This is a genomic window from Acinetobacter sp. RW6 (assembly GCF_041956835.1).
Taxonomy (GTDB): Bacteria; Pseudomonadota; Gammaproteobacteria; order Pseudomonadales; family Moraxellaceae; genus Acinetobacter; species Acinetobacter calcoaceticus.
In genome coordinates this window covers 2,635,306-2,652,221 of the sequence record NZ_CP167121.1, presented here as the reverse complement: position 1 = coordinate 2,652,221, position 16,916 = coordinate 2,635,306, and the positions used below count along the sequence as shown (strand labels likewise).

Here is a 16,916-nt window from a genome sequence, read left to right as displayed (position 1 = left end):
GACGGTGCTTTGACATATCTAACCGATATGTTCATCGAGAAAATTGACAGAATTTGTATTAAATAGGAAGCCAAGCCAATGGCTGAAACTGACATTGCTATGCCAGAGTCAACACCAGTTGATTCACGCCCAGCATTTGCAATCGTAGAAGAACTCAAAACCAAATTTGGTGAGAACTTTTACGTGCAGGCGACTTTTGAAGAGTTTCCAACAGTCTGGGTTGAGCGCGCACGCGTGCAAGAAGTCCTTATGTTCCTACGTAAAGTGGAACGTCCGTATGTAATGTTGTTTGACTTATCGGCGATGGATGAACGTTTACGTGTTCATCGTGATGGTTTACCAGCATCTGACTTCACTGTGTTCTATCATTTATTATCGCTTGAGCGTAATAGTGACATTCGTATCAAGGTTGCCTTGAACGAAAATGATCTTAACCTTCCGACAGCGACCAATATCTGGCCAAATGCCAACTGGTATGAACGTGAAGCTTACGATATGTTCGGTATCAATTTCGAAGGGCATCCAATGCTCCGTCGTATCTTGTTGCCAACGTATTGGGAAGGTCATCCGTTACGTAAAGAATATTCAGCACGTGCGACAGAATATACGCCGTACATGCAAGACAAAGCGAAACAAGACTTTGAACAAGAGCACTTACGCTTTGTGCCAGAAGATTGGGGTCTTAAGCGTGGTAACGCTGACGAAGACTTCATGTTCTTGAACTTGGGTCCTAACCATCCATCTGCACATGGTGCGTTCCGTGTTGTATTGCAGTTAGATGGCGAAGAAGTGAAGGACTGTGTTCCTGATATCGGTTATCACCATCGTGGTGTGGAAAAGATGGCTGAACGTCAAACATGGCATTCTTTCATTCCTTATACAGACCGTGTCGACTACTTAGGTGGTTGTGCTCAGAACATGCCGTATGTGATGGCTGTAGAGCAAATGGCAGGAATCAAAGTTCCTGAACGTGCTCAAGTCATTCGTGTCATGTTGAACGAATTGTTCCGTATTAATAACCACTTGTTGTTCTGTGGTACGGCAATTCAGGATGCCGGTGGTATGACACCAGTATTCTATATGTTCGCAGACCGTCAAAAAGTTTACGACATTGTGGAAGCAATCACGGGTTACCGTATGCATCCAGCATGGTTCCGTATTGGTGGTACAGCGCACGATCTTCCAAATAACTGGCAAAAACTTGTTAAAGAATTGCTAGAGTGGATGCCTAAACGCTTAAACGAGTATTACACAGCAGCATTGAAAAACTCTGTGTTTATTGGTCGTACGCGTAACGTTGCACAATACGATGCCAAGTCTGCACTCGCATGGGGTGTAACTGGTACTGGTTTACGTGCGACAGGTATCGATTTTGACGTTCGTAAATATCGTCCATACAGTGGCTATGAAAACTTCGATTTTGATGTGCCAGTTGAGTATGAAGGCGATGCATATGCACGTGTACTCGTTCACTTCCGTGAAATTACTGAGTCGTTAAAAATTATTCAACAGTGTTTGGATAACATGCCTTCTGGTCCATATAAAGCGGATCATCCATTGGCTGTTCCACCACCGAAAGATAAGACATTACAAGATATTGAAACCTTAATTACGCACTTCTTGAGCGTTTCATGGGGTCCTGTCATGCCAGCGGGCGAGTCATCATTTATGACTGAAGTGGTTAAAGGTGCAAGTACGTATTACTTGACTTCAGATAAATCGACGATGAGTTATCGTACTCGTATTCGTACACCGACGTTTACTCACTTACAGCAAATGCCTGCAGTGATTAACGGCAGTTTGGTATCTGACTTAATCATTTATCTGGCGACCATTGACGTGGTTATGGCTGACGTGGATCGCTAAGAGGTAACACATAATGATGATTTTGACTGATAAAAAGCCACGTGTGAATGTTGAAGGGATTTTGACTGCGGAAGAAATTCACGACATCGAACATCACATTGGTCACTATCCATACCCTCGTGCAGCCTCTTTGGATGCATTGAAGTGTGTACAACGCCGTAATGGTTGGGTAGATGACGCTCAAATGAATGCCATCGCACAGTTATTGTCGATGAGTGTTGCTGATTTGGAAGGTGTTGCAACATTTTACAACCGTATCTATCGCCACCCGGTAGGTCGTCACGTGATTTTGCTTTGTGACTCAATTGCTTGCTTCTTAATGGGTGCAGAAACACTTGCTGAAGCATTCCAGCGCGAATTAGGAATTCAGTATGGTCAAACGACACCAGATGGTCGTTTTACACTGCTTCCAATTTGCTGTTTAGGCAACTGCGACAAAGGCCCAACTTTAATGATTGATGAAGATACTCACGGTTTAGTCGAAGTGACATCAATTAAACAGTTATTGGAGAAGTATGTATGAATACTGAACCAAAACCAATTTATGGCGACGGTAATCCAGAAACTCATCCGCTCACTTGGCGTTTAAGTAAACGTGAAGAAGTTCGTGGTGCTGATGATTACGAAGCACTTGAAGGTTATGCTGGCTTTAAAAAAGCATTAAGCATGAAACCTGCTGAAGTGTTAGATGTCATTAAAGCTGCAACTGTAAAAGGTCGTGGTGGTGCGGGTTTCCCAGCGGGTATTAAATGGTCATTAATGGCACCAAATGATGGTGGTCCACGTTATTTGATCTGTAATGCCGACGAAATGGAGCCGGGTACTTTTAAAGACCGTTTGTTGATGGAAAAACTTCCACATCAATTGATCGAAGGTATGTTGATCGCGGGTTATACCTTAGAGGCAACTCAAGGTTATATCTTTATCCGTGGTGAATATATTGAGGCAGCTCAATACTTAAATGAAGCATTAGAACAAATTCGTGCTAAAGGTTATTTAGGCGAAAACATTTTAGGTTCTGGCTGGAATTTTGATCTGCATGTACATACGGGTGCAGGGCGTTATATCTGTGGTGAAGAAACTGCATTGATTAACTCGCTCGAAGGCCGTCGTGCAAACCCACGTACCAAGCCGCCATTCCCGCAAGTTGCAGGGGCATGGGGCCGTCCAACAATTGTGAACAACGTTGAAACTTATAACAACTTGCCAGCAATTATGCTTCGTGGTCCAGAGTGGTATATCGGTTTATCAGCAGGTAAATCAAAAGACCCTGGCACTAAAATTTATGGTGCATCAGGTAAAGTAAAATTCCCAGGTCTTTGGGAGTTGCCATTTGGTACAACTGCACGTGAAGTGATTGAAGATCATGCGGGTGGTATGCGTGAGGGCTTAAAGCTTAAAGCATGGTTACCGGGCGGTGCTTCAACTGACTTTTTACCGGCTGACACCATTGATTTACCAATGGATGCAGACACGATTATGAAAGCAGGTTCTCGTTTGGGAACATGTTTATTAATGGTGGTTGACGAAACTCAATGTATGGTATCGCTCACTCGTAACTTAGAAGAGTTCTTTGCGCGCGAATCATGTGGTTTCTGTACACCATGTCGTGATGGTTTGCCATGGGCTGTTAAAGCGCTTAAAGCACTTGAAGTAGGCGAAGGTAAGAAAGAAGATATCGATCATTTACAAGAATTAACTCGTAAATTATGGATTGGTAAAACTTTCTGTGCCCACGCACCAGGTGCGATGGAGCCGCTTATGGGCGCACTCAAACATTTCCGTGGTGAGTTTGAAGCGAAAGTGACGACTCGTCCTGTCGTGCAAACCAGCAACGTAGAACAAGCTTAAGGAATTCGACTTATGGCTACAATTCATGTCGATGGAAAATCGTATGAAGTCAACGGCTCGGAAAACTTGCTACAAGCATGTTTGAGTCTGGGCATCGACATCCCATATTTTTGTTGGCATCCATCCTTAGGTTCGGTTGGTTCTTGCCGTCAATGTGCTGTTACGCAATATGCGAATCCAGAAGATACGCGTGGTCGTTTGGTCATGTCGTGCATGACACCAGCATCTGACAATACCTATATCTCGATTGAAGACAAAGAAGCAACAGATTTCCGTGCATCTATTGTTGAATTTTTGATGACGAATCACCCGCACGACTGTCCAGTCTGTGAAGAGGGTGGTCACTGTCATTTACAAGATATGACTGTGATGACTGGTCATGACCGTCGTCGCTACCGTTTTACAAAGCGTACGCATTACAACCAAGAACTCGGCTCATTCATTGCACATGAAATGAACCGCTGTATTGCTTGTTACCGTTGTGTTCGTTACTACAACGACTATGCGGGCGGTACAGACTTTGGTGTATATGCCAATGCATCTCGTGTGTATTTCGGTCGTCCTGAATCAGGTACTTTAGAGTCTGAATTCTCAGGTAACTTGACTGAAGTATGTCCAACAGGTGTATTCACTGATAAAACACATTCAGAGCGTTATAACCGTAAATGGGACATGCAGTATGCACCAAGCGTGTGTCAAGGCTGTTCTTCTGGCTGTAACATTTCTCCGGGTGAACGTTATGGTGAAATCCGTCGCGTAGAAAACCGTTTCAATGGTTCGGTTAACCAATACTTCCTTTGTGACAAAGGTCGTTTTGGCACAGGTTATGTAAACCGTGCAGACCGTCCACGTCAGCCTCAGTTCCGTAACGGTGAAACTGTTGCAACTGTTTCTGTCGATCAAGCTTTAGATCAAACGATTGCGAAGCTTCAAGGCAAAAAAGTTTTGGGTATCGGTTCTCCGCGCGCAAGCTTGGAATCGAACTATGCATTACGTGAGCTTGTAGGTCAGGCAAATTACTCAACTGGTGTTGCACAAAAAGAGCAAAACCTTGTTGAACTTGCTGCATCTATCATGCAAACAGAGGGTATTTACAACCCGAACATGCGTGAGATTGAAAGCTATGATGCTGTTCTGATTTTAGGTGAAGACCTGACTCAAACTGCACCACGTATGGCCTTGTCAGTGCGTCAAGCTGCGAAAAACAAAGCTCGTGAAATGGCTGCAAAAACACGTACGCCAGACTGGTTAGCTGAGCCTGTACAACGTATTGGTCAAGAAGCAAAATCTCCGATCTATATCTTGGCTGCAACTCAAACTCGTCTTGCCGATGTTGCAACTGGTGAAGTTGTTGCTTCTCCAAATGACATTGCTCGTTTAGGTTTTGCAGTAGCTGCGGCAGTGAAAGGCGAAACAGTGAATGGTTTAGATAACGATGCAAAAGCATTTGCTCAAACCATTGCTGATACGTTAAAAGCAGCAAACAAGCCATTAATCATTGCGGGTACAAGTTTGCAAGATGCTTCTATTATGGAAGCTGCGGCTGAGTTGACTCAGAACTTAGGTTCTAAAGCTGGTTTAAGTCTTGTGGTTCCTGAAGTGAACTCGATGGGCTTGGCATTGTTTGGTGGCTTAAGCCTTGAACAAGCATTTGCTCAAGACTACGACACACTTGTTATTGTTGAAAATGACTTGTTCCGTCGCTTACCTGCTGTACAAGTGCAGGCTGCACTTGATAAAGCTGAAACAGTAATTGTGCTTGATCATAGTGAAACTGAAACTGTGAAACAGGCTGATATTGTACTTTCAGCAGCAAGTTTTGCCGAAGGTGACGGTACTGTTGTAAGCCAAGAAGGTCGTGCACAGCGTTTCTATCAAGTTTACGATCCAAGTTACTACAAACCTGAGTACGCAATTAAAGAATCATGGCGTTGGTTACATGCCATTGAAACTGGCATTAAAGGTAAAGCCGTAGACTGGACATTGCTTGATGATGTGATTGAAAGCATCGTAAAAAATGTACCAGTACTTGAAGCTATTCAAGATGTGGCGCCTGATGCAGGTTACCGTGTACATGGTTTGAAAATTGCACGTGAACCACGTCGTTATTCAGGTCGTACAGCAATGCGTGCGCCGTTATCGGTTCATGAACCTAAACAGCCTACGGATCTAGATTCAGCATTAACATTCTCAATGGAAGGTTATGTTGGTCCTCAAAAAGCATCATCATTAGTACCATTTGCATGGGCTCCGGGCTGGAATTCTCCACAATCTTGGAACAAATACCAAGATGAAGTGGGTGGTCACTTAAAAGGTGGTGATTCAGGTATTCGTTTATTCGATCGCTTGGCAAAACGTCCTGCACGTAGCTATGTAGCTCCTGTAGCGGTAGTTGCAAACCCTGAAAGTTTCCGCTTAGTGCCAATGCATCATATTTTTGGTTCTGGTGAATTCACAACCAAAACACCTGCAATGGAAACTCGTATTCCAGAAGCTATGTTTGCAGTGGGCGAACAAGATGCAACTCGTTTGAACCTTCAAGAAGGTCAACGTATTACAGTAAAAGCAGGCGAAACCAGTGTGAGCTTGCCTGTACAAGTAATTGAATATTTACCTACAGGTTATATTGGTTACCCAGTTGGTTTAGCACCAATGGTGTCACTAGCTGAGCCTGTTTCAGTGGCTTTAGGAGTGTAATTCATGAATCAAGAAATTATACGTCAAACGCCACTTTGGGCTGAGAACTGGCCAATTGCCTATGCTGTAGTTCAAGCAGTTGTGATTTTGCTTGTGGTTGTTTTAGTTGCAGCGTTGATGTCTTTTATTGAACGTCGTTTGCTTGCTTTGTGGCAAGACCGTTATGGTCCAAACCGTGTTGGTCCTGGTGGTATGTTCCAGATCGTTGCCGACATGCTCAAGATCATGTTCAAAGAAGACTGGACACCAAAATTTGCTGACAAGCTTACATTCCGTTTAGCACCAGCTGTTGCAATGGCAACAGCGGTTCTTTCATTCATGGTTATCCCGGTGAGTCCTTCACTGGGTGTTGCCGACATGAGTATCGGTTTGTTGTTCTTTATGGCAATGGCTGGTATTGCAGTCTATGCAGTATTGTTTGGTGGCTGGGCTTCAAATAACAAATACTCATTGCTTGGTGGTTTACGTTCAGCTGCTCAAACCATTTCTTATGAAGTGTTCTTGGGTATCTCATTGATGGGTGTGGTTGCAATTGCAGGCTCATTTAACCTTCGTGAAATTGTTGAAGCACAACGCGATGTTTGGTTCGTCATTCCACAATTCTTAGGTTTCTTGATTTTTGTGGTTGCTGGTGTTGCGGTAACTCACCGTCATCCATTTGACCAACCCGAAGCAGAACAAGAATTGGCTGAAGGTTACCATGTTGAATATGGTGGTATGAAATGGGGTATGTTCTTCGTTGCTGAATATGTCAACGTGGTACTTATTTCTGCATTGATCGTAACTTTATTCTTCGGTGGCTGGTTAGCGCCATTCAATTTAGAAATTCCATTTGTTCCGCCAGTATTCTGGTTTGTGATTAAAACAGCATTCTTTGTAATGATGTTTGTTTTGGCTCGTGGTTCTTTAATGCGCCCACGTTATGACCAAGTCATGAACTTTGGTTGGAAAATTTGTTTGCCATTGGCGTTGGTCAACTTGTTAGTGACTGGTGCTGTGATTCTGATGAATCAGGCCTAGGACAGCAGGGAGTACAAAATGTATAAATTTCTAGCTGGATTCGGATCGATTGTACGTTCGTTATTTATGGTATTTAGCCATGTAACGCGTAAACGTGACACGATTTTATATCCAGAAGTACCGGCTGAACAGATTGTGCCGCCACGCTTTCGTGGTCGTATTGTGTTGACGCGTGACCCAGATGGGGAAGAGCGTTGTGTGGCATGTAACCTATGTGCGGTTGCGTGTCCGGTTGGCTGTATCTCATTACAAAAAGCAGAAACAGAAGATGGACGTTGGTATCCGGAATTTTTCCGTATCAACTTTTCACGCTGTATTTTCTGCGGTATGTGTGAAGAAGCTTGTCCAACAACTGCGATTCAGATGACACCAGATTTCGAACTTGGTGAATATGTACGTCAAGACTTGGTTTATGAGAAAGAAAACTTACTCATTTCAGGTCCGGGTAAATACCCAGACTACAACTTCTACCGTGTAGCTGGTATGGCAATTAACGGTAAAGAGAAAGGTCAGGCGCAAAAAGAAAGTGCACCAATCGATGTACGGAGTCTATTACCATGATGTGGCCGTTTTATTTGATGGCACTCGTGGCCATCGTTTCTACGGTTCGTGTAGTGACTAACACGAACCCTGTACACGCTTTACTTAGTCTAATTGTTTCATTGCTTGCTGTTGCTGGTATTTTCATGATCGTGGGGGCGCCTTTTGCAGGTGCTCTTGAAATCATTGTTTATGCCGGAGCAATTATGGTTCTGTTTGTCTTCGTGGTGATGATGCTAAATTTGGGTCAACACACTGTAGAACAAGAACGTAAATGGCTTTCTTCAGATGCTTGGGCATATCCAGCACTCATGAGTTTCTTACTCGGCTTGCTTTTGGTTTGGATGCTTGGTGGTGAATACACCACGATTTCAGCACCACTTGGGGCACAAGTGATTGGACCAAAATTAGTTGGTCAAGCACTCTTTACTCACTATTTACTATTGGTTGAAGTTGCCGCGATGTTATTGCTAGCAGCCCTTGTTGCAGCATACCACTTAGGTAAACGTGAACCAGGTGCAGAAGAGGAAAAAGAATAATGGGCCAGATTCCTTTAGAACATGGTTTGATTGTTGCAACCATCCTTTTTGCACTCGGTTTTTACGGTGTAATGGTGCGACGCAACCTATTATTTATGTTAATGAGCCTTGAGGTCATGATGAATGCTGCTGCATTGGCATTTGTTCTTGCGGGTAGCGTATGGGCACAACCAGATGGACAAGTTATGTTCATTCTGATTTTGACCCTTGCAGCAGCAGAGGCATGTATCGGTCTTGCGATTGTCCTTCAGTTCTATCATCGCTTCCATCATTTGGATGTGGATGCTGCTAGTGAGATGCGCGGATGAGTTATTTATATCTAACAGTATTATTTCCGCTAATCGGTTTTATTTTATTGGCGGCAGGACGAGACAAACTCTCTGAAAATGTTGCAGCAATTATTGGTGTGGGTTCTGTAGGTTTATCTGCATTATTTGCATTGATTGCTGGAATGGCATTTACCACAAGTGGTCAGCAAGTTTTTGTTCAAAATCTGTGGACATGGTTCAATGTTGGCGGTTTTGCACCGGGCATTAGCTTACATTTAGATGGCTTATCTTTACTTATGATGGGCATGGTTACAGGTGTTGGTTTCTTAATCCACATCTTTGCATCATGGTACATGCGTGGTGAAGAGGGATATGCGCGCTTCTTCTCTTATTTCAACCTATTTGTTGCCAGCATGCTTGTGCTTGTATTGGGCGACAACTTAGCGTTGTTATTCTTAGGTTGGGAAGGCGTAGGTCTTTGCTCTTATTTGCTTATCGGTTTCTATTATGCAAACCCTGCAAATGGTTGGGCTGCGATCAAAGCATTTACAGTTACCCGTGTAGGTGACGTATTCTTGCTTATTGCTTTATTCTTGCTTTACCAACAATTTGGTACATTGAATACTCAGTACATCGTTGAACACGCAGCAGAAGTAATGACGAAGAGTTCGTCACTTACCATCTGGACTGCATTAATGTTGTTCTTGGGTGCTGCTGGTAAATCTGCGCAAATTCCATTGCAAACATGGTTGGCAGATGCAATGGCAGGTCCAACACCTGTTTCTGCATTAATCCACGCTGCAACAATGGTAACGGCGGGTGTGTATTTATGCTGCCGTCTATTCAGCGTATTTGAACTTGCACCTGAAGTGATGCAATTCATTTCGGTAACAGGTGCCGTGACTTTGTTAGTTGCAGGTTTTGCTGCACTGGTTCAAACAGACATCAAACGTATCTTGGCTTACTCAACAATGAGTCAGCTCGGTTATATGTTTATGGCTGTAGGTGCTGAAGCTTATCAAGCTGGCTTGTTCCACATGTTGGCTCACGCATTCTTCAAAGCTTTATTATTCTTGTCTTCTGGTGCGGTGATTCTTGCTTACCACCACGAGCAAAATATCTTCAAAATGGGTGGTTTGTTCAAACGTAACAAATTCCTATTTGCTTGTTTCGCGATTGGTGGCGGTGCATTAGCAGCTATTCCATTCTTGACCATTGGCTTCTTCTCTAAAGATGCGATTCTTGGTGAAGTTTGGGTACAAGGCCAATCAGTTGCTTTATACCACACCTTATATTGGGTGGGTGTAGCAGGTGCATTCCTGACTTCAATTTATACATTCCGTTTAATCTGGGTTGTATTCTTTGGTCAAGAAAACACGCCTTACCATGAAATTAAAGGTGCAACTTACTGGGCTCCATTGGGTATTTTAGCTGTACTGTCTACTTTTGTTGGTGCCGTATTAAAAGCACCTGTAGCTGGTATTCTTAATACTGCAAAAATTCCTGAATTCCATGTGGCTGAACAATTTGTAGAAGGCATGCATGGGGCAGAGCATTTAGCAGTAGGAATTGCGCTAGTTGGTCTAGTTGTTGGTATAGCATTATTTACATTTGCTTATGGTGCAGTGAAATCATTCGCTCAAACAAGTTTGGGTGCAGGTCTGGCACATATTTGCCGTACTGCTTTTGGTTTTGATGCATTGTATGACATCGTTTTTGTTAAACCTTATTTATTCTTCGCCAAAATCTTTGGCCGTGATCCGATTGACAGTTTGTGGCTAGTTCTTCCTGCACTTGTAAAAGGCGGAAATAGTTTTACAAGCTCACGTCAAACCGGTTCATTGCGTGAATACGCATCAAGTATGTCACTCGGTGTAGTGGTGTTATTGATGATCTTGATCGTTATTCAGGTAGTGGGGAAATAAAATGGAAAACAATTTAATTTTACCCGCGCTGATTCTTGTTCCGTTCATTGCTGGTTTTATTTGTTGGTTAGTCGATAAGCTCGACAAAACTTTGCCACGCTGGATTGCCTTAATTGGTATGCTCATTACTTTGGGCTTAGGTCTTGCACTTTGGCAAAGTGGAACTTATAGCTATGAGTTGGGTTCAAAAATCCCAACTTGGTCTGCTGAGTTCTATTTACCGTGGATTCAATCACTCGGTATCGGCATTCACCTTGCTGTGGATGGCTTATCTTTACTCATGGTGTTATTAACAGCGTTACTTGGTGTACTTGCTGTTGGTTGTTCATGGGGCGAAATTCAAAAGAACGTTGGTTTCTTCCACTTAAACCTCTTATGGAGTCTAGGTGGCGTTATCGGTGTATTCTTAGCGATTGACCTGTTCTTGTTCTTCTTCTTCTGGGAGATGATGCTTGTACCAATCTACTTCCTGATTGCGTTATGGGGTCATAAAGGTTCAAACGGTCGTTCACGTGTTTACGCAGCTACTAAGTTCTTCCTTTACACGCAGATCGCTGGTTTAGTGATGTTAATCGGTATCCTTGGTCTTGTAGTTTATGGCTACATGATGACAGGCATGATCGGTTTCGATTACAACTATTTATTAGCTGTAGCCAACCACTTACCTGCGAACCTAGCTTATGGTTTCATGATCTGTTTCTTCATTGGTTTTGCCGTGAAGTTACCAGTATTCCCATTACATGGTTGGTTGCCGGATGCGCATGCTCAAGCTCCTACAGCAGGTTCTGTAGACTTAGCGGGTATCTTGATTAAAACAGCTGCCTATGGCTTGCTTCGTTTTGTTATTCCATTCTTTCCGACAGCTTCTGCTCAGTTTGCAGATATTGCGATTATTTTCGGTTTGATTGGTATTTTCTACGGCGCATGGTGTGCTTACCAGCAAACTGACATGAAACGTTTACTTGCGTATACGTCGATTTCACACATGGGCTTTATTTTACTTGCAATCTACGCAGGTAACATTTTGACCTTCCAAGGTCTAATGATCATGATGTTGGCACATGGTTTGTCATCAGCTGCATTGTTCATTATGTCTGGTCAGATCTACGAACGTTTACATACACGTGATTTACGTTTAATGGGTGGTCTTCGTGGCCAGCTTCAGTACTTGCCATTTTTCTTGATGTTCTTCGTAGCTGCTCTTGTAGGCGTGCCAGGTTTGGGTAACTTTATTGGTGAATTCCTGATCTTAATGGGTTCATTTAATAAATACCCTGTCTTCACGATTCTTGCTTCTATCAGCCTTGTATTTGCAGGCTTATATGGCTTGATCTTGATTCACCGTGCTTTATTTGGTGAACCAAACCCTGAACAAAAGCAACACTACACTAGTCCACTAAAAGACTTATCTGCTCGTGAAGTTGGTATTTTGATGATTTGTGCGATTGGTCTCGTTTGGCTTGGTATCTACCCACAAACATTCTTGGATATGTCTCATTCAAGCATGCAGTGGTTGGTCAATAGTTATATGCCAGTTCAAGAAGTCGTTGAAACTGTTCAGCAAACAGCTACTCAACTTGACCATGTGGAGATCCAATAATCATGAACTTCACAGTATCACTCTCTACGCTTATGCCTTTAGCTCCGGTGATGATTGTTGCTTTGACAACAATCGTCGTCATGCTGTTAATTTCTATTAAGCGTAATCATAATTTAATCGCAACAACTTCTGTTGTTGGTCTAAACCTCGCTGCACTTTATATTTTATTTGCAGTATTTGGCGGTAAGTTTGTACCGGCAAATGTGATGGGCATGTTTATGGTTGATCCATTTACCATGTTCTATCAATTTATGATTTTGATTGCGGCATTGGCTTGTTGTACTTTGTCTCATGCTTACATCGAAACTTATAAAGATAACCGCGAAGAACTATATCTTTTGTTACTTGCTTCAGTAGCAGGTGCAATGTTGATGGTTGCAAGTTCTCACTATGCATCGTTCTTCATTAGCCTTGAGTTAATGTCGATTCCTGTATATGGCTTACTTGCTTATACCTATCAACGTAGTAGTTCACTTGAAGCTGGTATTAAATATCTTGTACTTTCAGCGACAGCTTCTGCAATGCTGTTGATGGGTATGGCATACATCTATGCATATACTGGTTCGCTTTCATTCTATGATTCTGTACAGGCGTTATTTGGTGCAATCAAACAGCCAATGGTGTTATTAGGTTTAGCACTCATTATCTTTGCTGTTGCATTTAAATTATCGCTTGCGCCATTCCATAAATGGACACCAGATGTATATGCAGGTGCACCAGCGCCAATGGCAACTTTCTTGGCGACCGCTGCTAAAGTTGCAACAATTGGTTTGTTCGTGCGCTATATGCTTGCTTCAGGCGCAATTATGGTGGACTCGTTAGTCACTATTTTGACAATCATTGCAGTATTGTCGATTTTAGTTGGTAACTTACTCGCTGTTCGTCAAGTTAACTTAAAACGTATTCTTGGTTATTCATCTATTGCTCATTTTGGTTATTTGTTAATTGCTTTAATTAGCATGACTTATGCGAGCTTGGGTAGCGTAACTGTATATGTGGTGTCTTATGTATTAACAACTATCGGTGCTTTTGGTGCGGTAGCGTTAATGTCTAGCCCATATAACAACGTAGATGAAGCACAAAGCCTTGCAGACTACCGTGGTTTGTTCTGGCGTCGTCCAGTACTTACAGCAACGTTAACAGTCATGATGCTATCTTTGGCTGGTATTCCATTAACAGCGGGCTTCATTGGTAAGTTCTTAGTGGTAATGGCTGCTGTAACAACTCAACACTGGTTCTTGGCTGCAATGATTATTGTGGGTAGTGGTATTGGTTTGTACTATTACTTACGTGTGATGGTTGTAATGTACATGACACCACCAGAAACTCCTCGTATTGATGCAGATGCTCATTGGGGTCAAAAAGTAGGTGGTTTAATGGTATTGGCTGCTGCTGCATTAGTTATTATTTTGGGGGTTTACCCAGATCCAATGATTAATTTGGCATTAAAAGCAGAAATTTTATCTCCATTACATTTCATGCTTTCACAACAACAATAATCCTAGTGTACAAAAAAGCCTCCAAATCTGGAGGCTTTTTTTTATTGGGCATTAAAAAAAGATTATAATAAATACGTTTTTATATTTTTAGGTAACATCTGTGGCCATTCAAGAAATTCGTCACCCACTTATTCGTCATAAATTAGGTTTGTTACGTCGTTCTGACATCAGTACTAAGAATTTCCGTGAGCTTGCTCAGGAAGTGACTATGTTATTGACGTATGAAGCAACAAAAGATTTACCAGTTGTGGATTGTGAAATTAATGGATGGGCCGGAACTGTTACTACTCAGCGTATTGCTGGTAAAAAAATAACGATTGTACCGATTTTACGTGCAGGAATTGGTATGCTAGATGGTGTACTTAATCTGATTCCAAGTGCAAAGGTTAGTGTTTTAGGTCTTGAACGTAATGAAGAAACATTGGAAGTTCGTACTTATTATAAAAAACTAGTTCCAGATGTCGCTAATCGTCTTGCAATGATTATCGATCCAATGTTGGCAACAGGTAATTCATTAGTTGCTGCTATTGATGTGTTAAAGGCAAGTGGCTGTAAAGATATACGTGTTATGGTATTAGTTGCTGCCCCAGAAGGTGTTGCTAAAGTTGAAGCCGCTCATCCAGATGTACAGATTTATACAGCATCTATTGATAATGGCTTAAATGAACAGGGCTATATTGTTCCTGGTTTAGGTGATGCGGGCGATAAAATTTTTGGTAGTGTCCAAAAAGACTAATTTTTGAAATAACGATAAAAAGAGACTTAATCAAACCGTAAAGTTTTGAGGGCGGATTGAAAGTCTCTTTTTAATTTTCTGCTGTAATGACAGTATTGAAAAAGTAGGGTAAAGATCATGAAGCAAGAGTTTTATACCGGAAAAGTTAAACAATATGATCCTGACAAAGGATTTGGTTTTATTGGAACGGCTGAAGGAGATATTTTCTTTCATATTTCGGATTTTCCTGCATCAGAAGGGGAACCGAAAAGAAATGAAAAAGTGAAATTTCTCGCTGTAGATAATCAGGGGAAATTTAAGGCTATAAAGATTGAACGTATCGATCCTAATCCGTCTAAAACCAAAAAAACTCAAATCACCGATCATAATAAAGCGATTACGACTGAGTTGTTATCACATTTTCGACGCTAGTAGGGTTCTCAATTTTGAAGGCTATCTTGGTGCAGAGTTTAGCTAAGGACCAGGAAAGAAGATTTTTGATCGTTTGTGGAACGAGTAAGTAATATAAAATTAAGGGAGGTGTTAACTTCCCTTAATTGTTTTAAGTAATAAATAATAAAATGAAAAGAATGGTGAGTTATCTGAGAACAACTCAAGATGGCACTAGAAGATCAGGTCTTAGACCTGCTCTTCACAAAATTGTAAGAATGCTTTTAGGCCAGGGCCTTGGTATTTTTGACGGTGTACCAACATGTAAAGTGGGCGAGTAAGTTGCCAGAATGGCGTTTCTAAAATAACTAATTGTTCTTTTTCAATTAAAGGCTCAATAGCGAGTTTAGAGATACAAGACATTCCTAAACCACCTGCAACGATTTTCAAGATTGCTTCATTGTGACCTAGGGTGAGACGAATATTAGCGTCTGGTAGGTCTTGCAAAATAGCATTATCAAACACTTCACGAGTTCCCGAACCTTCTTCACGTAAAATCCATTCAACTTGATAAAAATCATGTGCTGTTAAAGGTCGATTTAAACGTGCTAGAGGGTGATTAGGGGAGCAGCATACAGCAAGCTCGTCATCTCGCCAGTGAATGCATTGAAGTTGAGGTAGGTGACACGAGCCTTCAATTAATGCCAAATCAAGTTGAAACTGATTAACCGCTTCAATCATTTGGCGTGTATTGCCCACCTGTAATTGTAAGTGCGCCTTAGGATGAGACTGTAGAAAGTTCGCCATTAAATCTGGCATGAGGTAATCACTGATCGTTAGAGTTGCCCCAATACGTAAATCAATACTTTGCAACTCACCTTTTGCAGCTTGCTCAAAAGCCTCACAGCGACCTAATATTTCTAGCGCTTGTGGCAATAGAAAGCGACCAAGATCATTGAGTTGTAGTCGTTTACCTAAACGATCAAATAGAGGGGCACCAAGACCATCCTCTAAATCGGCTAAAGCCATACTTGCTGCACTTTGCGTCAGTCTGACCGCATCACTGGCTTTGGTGACAGTTCCTTCTTGAGCGACTGCTACAAAAACAGCCAACTGGCGTAATGTCATGCGCATGTTTAAAAGCCTTAACGTTTAAAAGTATTCATTATTTCGGCTGTCATGCTAACATGAGCGCACTATTTCATGCCACGTTGAAATCATGTCAATTGAAAAATTTAGCGTAGAAAAAGTTTTATCTGTACACCGCTGGACCCCAACTCTTTTCAGTTTCACCATGACCCGCCCTGCACATTTTAAATTTACTGCTGGGCAATTTGCACGTATTGGACTGAAAGTTGGAGAAGAACTTGTTGTTCGTGCCTATTCGGTGGTGTCTTCTCCATTTGATGAAACGCTAGAATTTTTCTCGATTGTGGTACCTGATGGCGCATTTACATCCAATCTTCAACATTTGAAGGTAGGAGATGAGCTTTATTTAGAAAAAATACCATATGGTTATCTTACTTTAGCTCGCTATCAACAGCCTTTACCGCATGATTTATGGTTATTGGCAACAGGTACTGGCTTAGCTCCATTTTTATCGATGCTACAAGACTTCGATACATGGTCGAAATATCAAAAGATTAATTTGGTCTACAGTGTCCGTACCGCAGCTGAATTAGCTTATGTCGATCGTATTCAAGAGATTGCTGAAACTTTTGGGGAAGGGCACGTCGGTTTTAAATTTATTTCAATTATCACTCGTGATCCATCAGCACAGTTACATGATCGTTTACCAGTTTTGATTGAGAACGGTGAATTAGAAAAAGTTGCTGGTATAGAACTGAGCCCTGCAACAAGCCATGTCATGCTTTGTGGAAACCCAGAAATGGTAGATGACACGAAAGAGGCTTTAAAGCGCCGTGGTTTGACGATGAATCGTCGAGGTGAGGGAAATATTGCAGTAGAAAATTACTGGTAACAAACGACAATTAAAAGAACTTTA

At 42.0% G+C, this 16,916-nt stretch carries 15 protein-coding genes; 14 read left to right on the top strand and 1 reads right to left on the bottom strand.

The window, feature by feature from the left end:
- The first annotated feature begins 78 nt into the window (after positions 1-78).
- The 13 genes from nuoC to ACB088_RS12510 all read left to right on the top strand — a co-directional run bounded on the left by nuoC (position 79) and on the right by ACB088_RS12510 (position 14,953).
- The gene (gene nuoC, locus ACB088_RS12570; RefSeq protein ID WP_016139137.1) at positions 79-1,866 is read left to right on the top strand and encodes an NADH-quinone oxidoreductase subunit C/D; all 1,788 of its coding nucleotides are present in this window, start codon (positions 79-81) and stop codon (positions 1,864-1,866) included.
- A gap of 13 nt (positions 1,867-1,879) precedes the next feature.
- Positions 1,880-2,389, top strand: coding sequence for an NADH-quinone oxidoreductase subunit NuoE (nuoE, locus tag ACB088_RS12565; RefSeq protein WP_003653477.1), 510 nt, complete (start codon positions 1,880-1,882; stop codon positions 2,387-2,389).
- Entirely contained in the window at positions 2,386-3,717 is a 1,332-nt protein-coding gene (nuoF, locus tag ACB088_RS12560; protein ID WP_307012911.1) for an NADH-quinone oxidoreductase subunit NuoF, read from the top strand. The genes nuoE and nuoF overlap by 4 nt, the downstream gene beginning before the upstream one ends.
- Before the next feature lie 12 nt (positions 3,718-3,729).
- Positions 3,730-6,414, top strand: a complete 2,685-nt coding sequence (gene nuoG / locus ACB088_RS12555) for an NADH-quinone oxidoreductase subunit NuoG (protein ID WP_375037123.1) — start codon at positions 3,730-3,732, stop codon at positions 6,412-6,414.
- Positions 6,415-6,417: 3 nt separating this feature from the next.
- Positions 6,418-7,434 (top strand): NADH-quinone oxidoreductase subunit NuoH, encoded by a 1,017-nt coding sequence (nuoH, locus tag ACB088_RS12550; RefSeq protein WP_003653472.1) that lies wholly within the window; start codon positions 6,418-6,420, stop codon positions 7,432-7,434.
- A gap of 18 nt (positions 7,435-7,452) precedes the next feature.
- Positions 7,453-7,995: an NADH-quinone oxidoreductase subunit NuoI gene (gene nuoI, locus ACB088_RS12545; protein ID WP_003653469.1), complete on the top strand. Its 543-nt coding sequence runs from the start codon at positions 7,453-7,455 to the stop codon at positions 7,993-7,995.
- Positions 7,995-8,513: an NADH-quinone oxidoreductase subunit J gene (gene nuoJ, locus ACB088_RS12540; protein ID WP_171068139.1), complete on the top strand. Its 519-nt coding sequence runs from the start codon at positions 7,995-7,997 to the stop codon at positions 8,511-8,513. Before nuoI ends, nuoJ begins: the two co-directional genes overlap by 1 nt.
- Positions 8,513-8,821: an NADH-quinone oxidoreductase subunit NuoK gene (nuoK, locus tag ACB088_RS12535; protein ID WP_003653467.1), complete on the top strand. Its 309-nt coding sequence runs from the start codon at positions 8,513-8,515 to the stop codon at positions 8,819-8,821. The genes nuoJ and nuoK overlap by 1 nt, the downstream gene beginning before the upstream one ends.
- On the top strand, positions 8,818-10,707 hold the full coding sequence (nuoL, locus tag ACB088_RS12530; protein ID WP_003653465.1) for an NADH-quinone oxidoreductase subunit L: 1,890 nt from the start codon (positions 8,818-8,820) through the stop codon (positions 10,705-10,707). The genes nuoK and nuoL overlap by 4 nt, the downstream gene beginning before the upstream one ends.
- Before the next feature lies 1 nt (position 10,708).
- Positions 10,709-12,307, top strand: a complete 1,599-nt coding sequence (nuoM, locus tag ACB088_RS12525; RefSeq protein ID WP_151744713.1) for an NADH-quinone oxidoreductase subunit M — start codon at positions 10,709-10,711, stop codon at positions 12,305-12,307.
- A 2-nt stretch (positions 12,308-12,309) separates the two neighbouring features.
- Complete coding sequence (gene nuoN / locus ACB088_RS12520; RefSeq protein WP_003653461.1) at positions 12,310-13,806, top strand: NADH-quinone oxidoreductase subunit NuoN; 1,497 nt, start codon at positions 12,310-12,312, stop codon at positions 13,804-13,806.
- A gap of 100 nt (positions 13,807-13,906) precedes the next feature.
- Positions 13,907-14,542, top strand: coding sequence for a uracil phosphoribosyltransferase (gene upp, locus ACB088_RS12515; RefSeq protein ID WP_003653460.1), 636 nt, complete (start codon positions 13,907-13,909; stop codon positions 14,540-14,542).
- Between the two features lie 117 nt (positions 14,543-14,659).
- The gene (locus tag ACB088_RS12510) at positions 14,660-14,953 is read left to right on the top strand and encodes a cold shock domain-containing protein (protein ID WP_005042841.1); all 294 of its coding nucleotides are present in this window, start codon (positions 14,660-14,662) and stop codon (positions 14,951-14,953) included.
- A 207-nt stretch (positions 14,954-15,160) separates the two neighbouring features.
- Here ACB088_RS12510 and gigC read toward each other — a convergent pair whose 3' ends face one another.
- Positions 15,161-16,045, bottom strand: a complete 885-nt coding sequence (gigC, locus tag ACB088_RS12505) for a LysR family transcriptional regulator GigC (RefSeq protein ID WP_307012916.1) — start codon at positions 16,043-16,045, stop codon at positions 15,161-15,163.
- 85 nt (positions 16,046-16,130) lie between these two features.
- Here gigC and ACB088_RS12500 point away from each other — a divergent pair, with 85 nt between their 5' ends.
- A complete protein-coding gene (locus tag ACB088_RS12500) occupies positions 16,131-16,892 on the top strand; it encodes a ferredoxin--NADP reductase (protein WP_198077914.1) in 762 nt (253 codons plus the stop codon).
- Positions 16,893-16,916 lie beyond the last annotated feature (24 nt).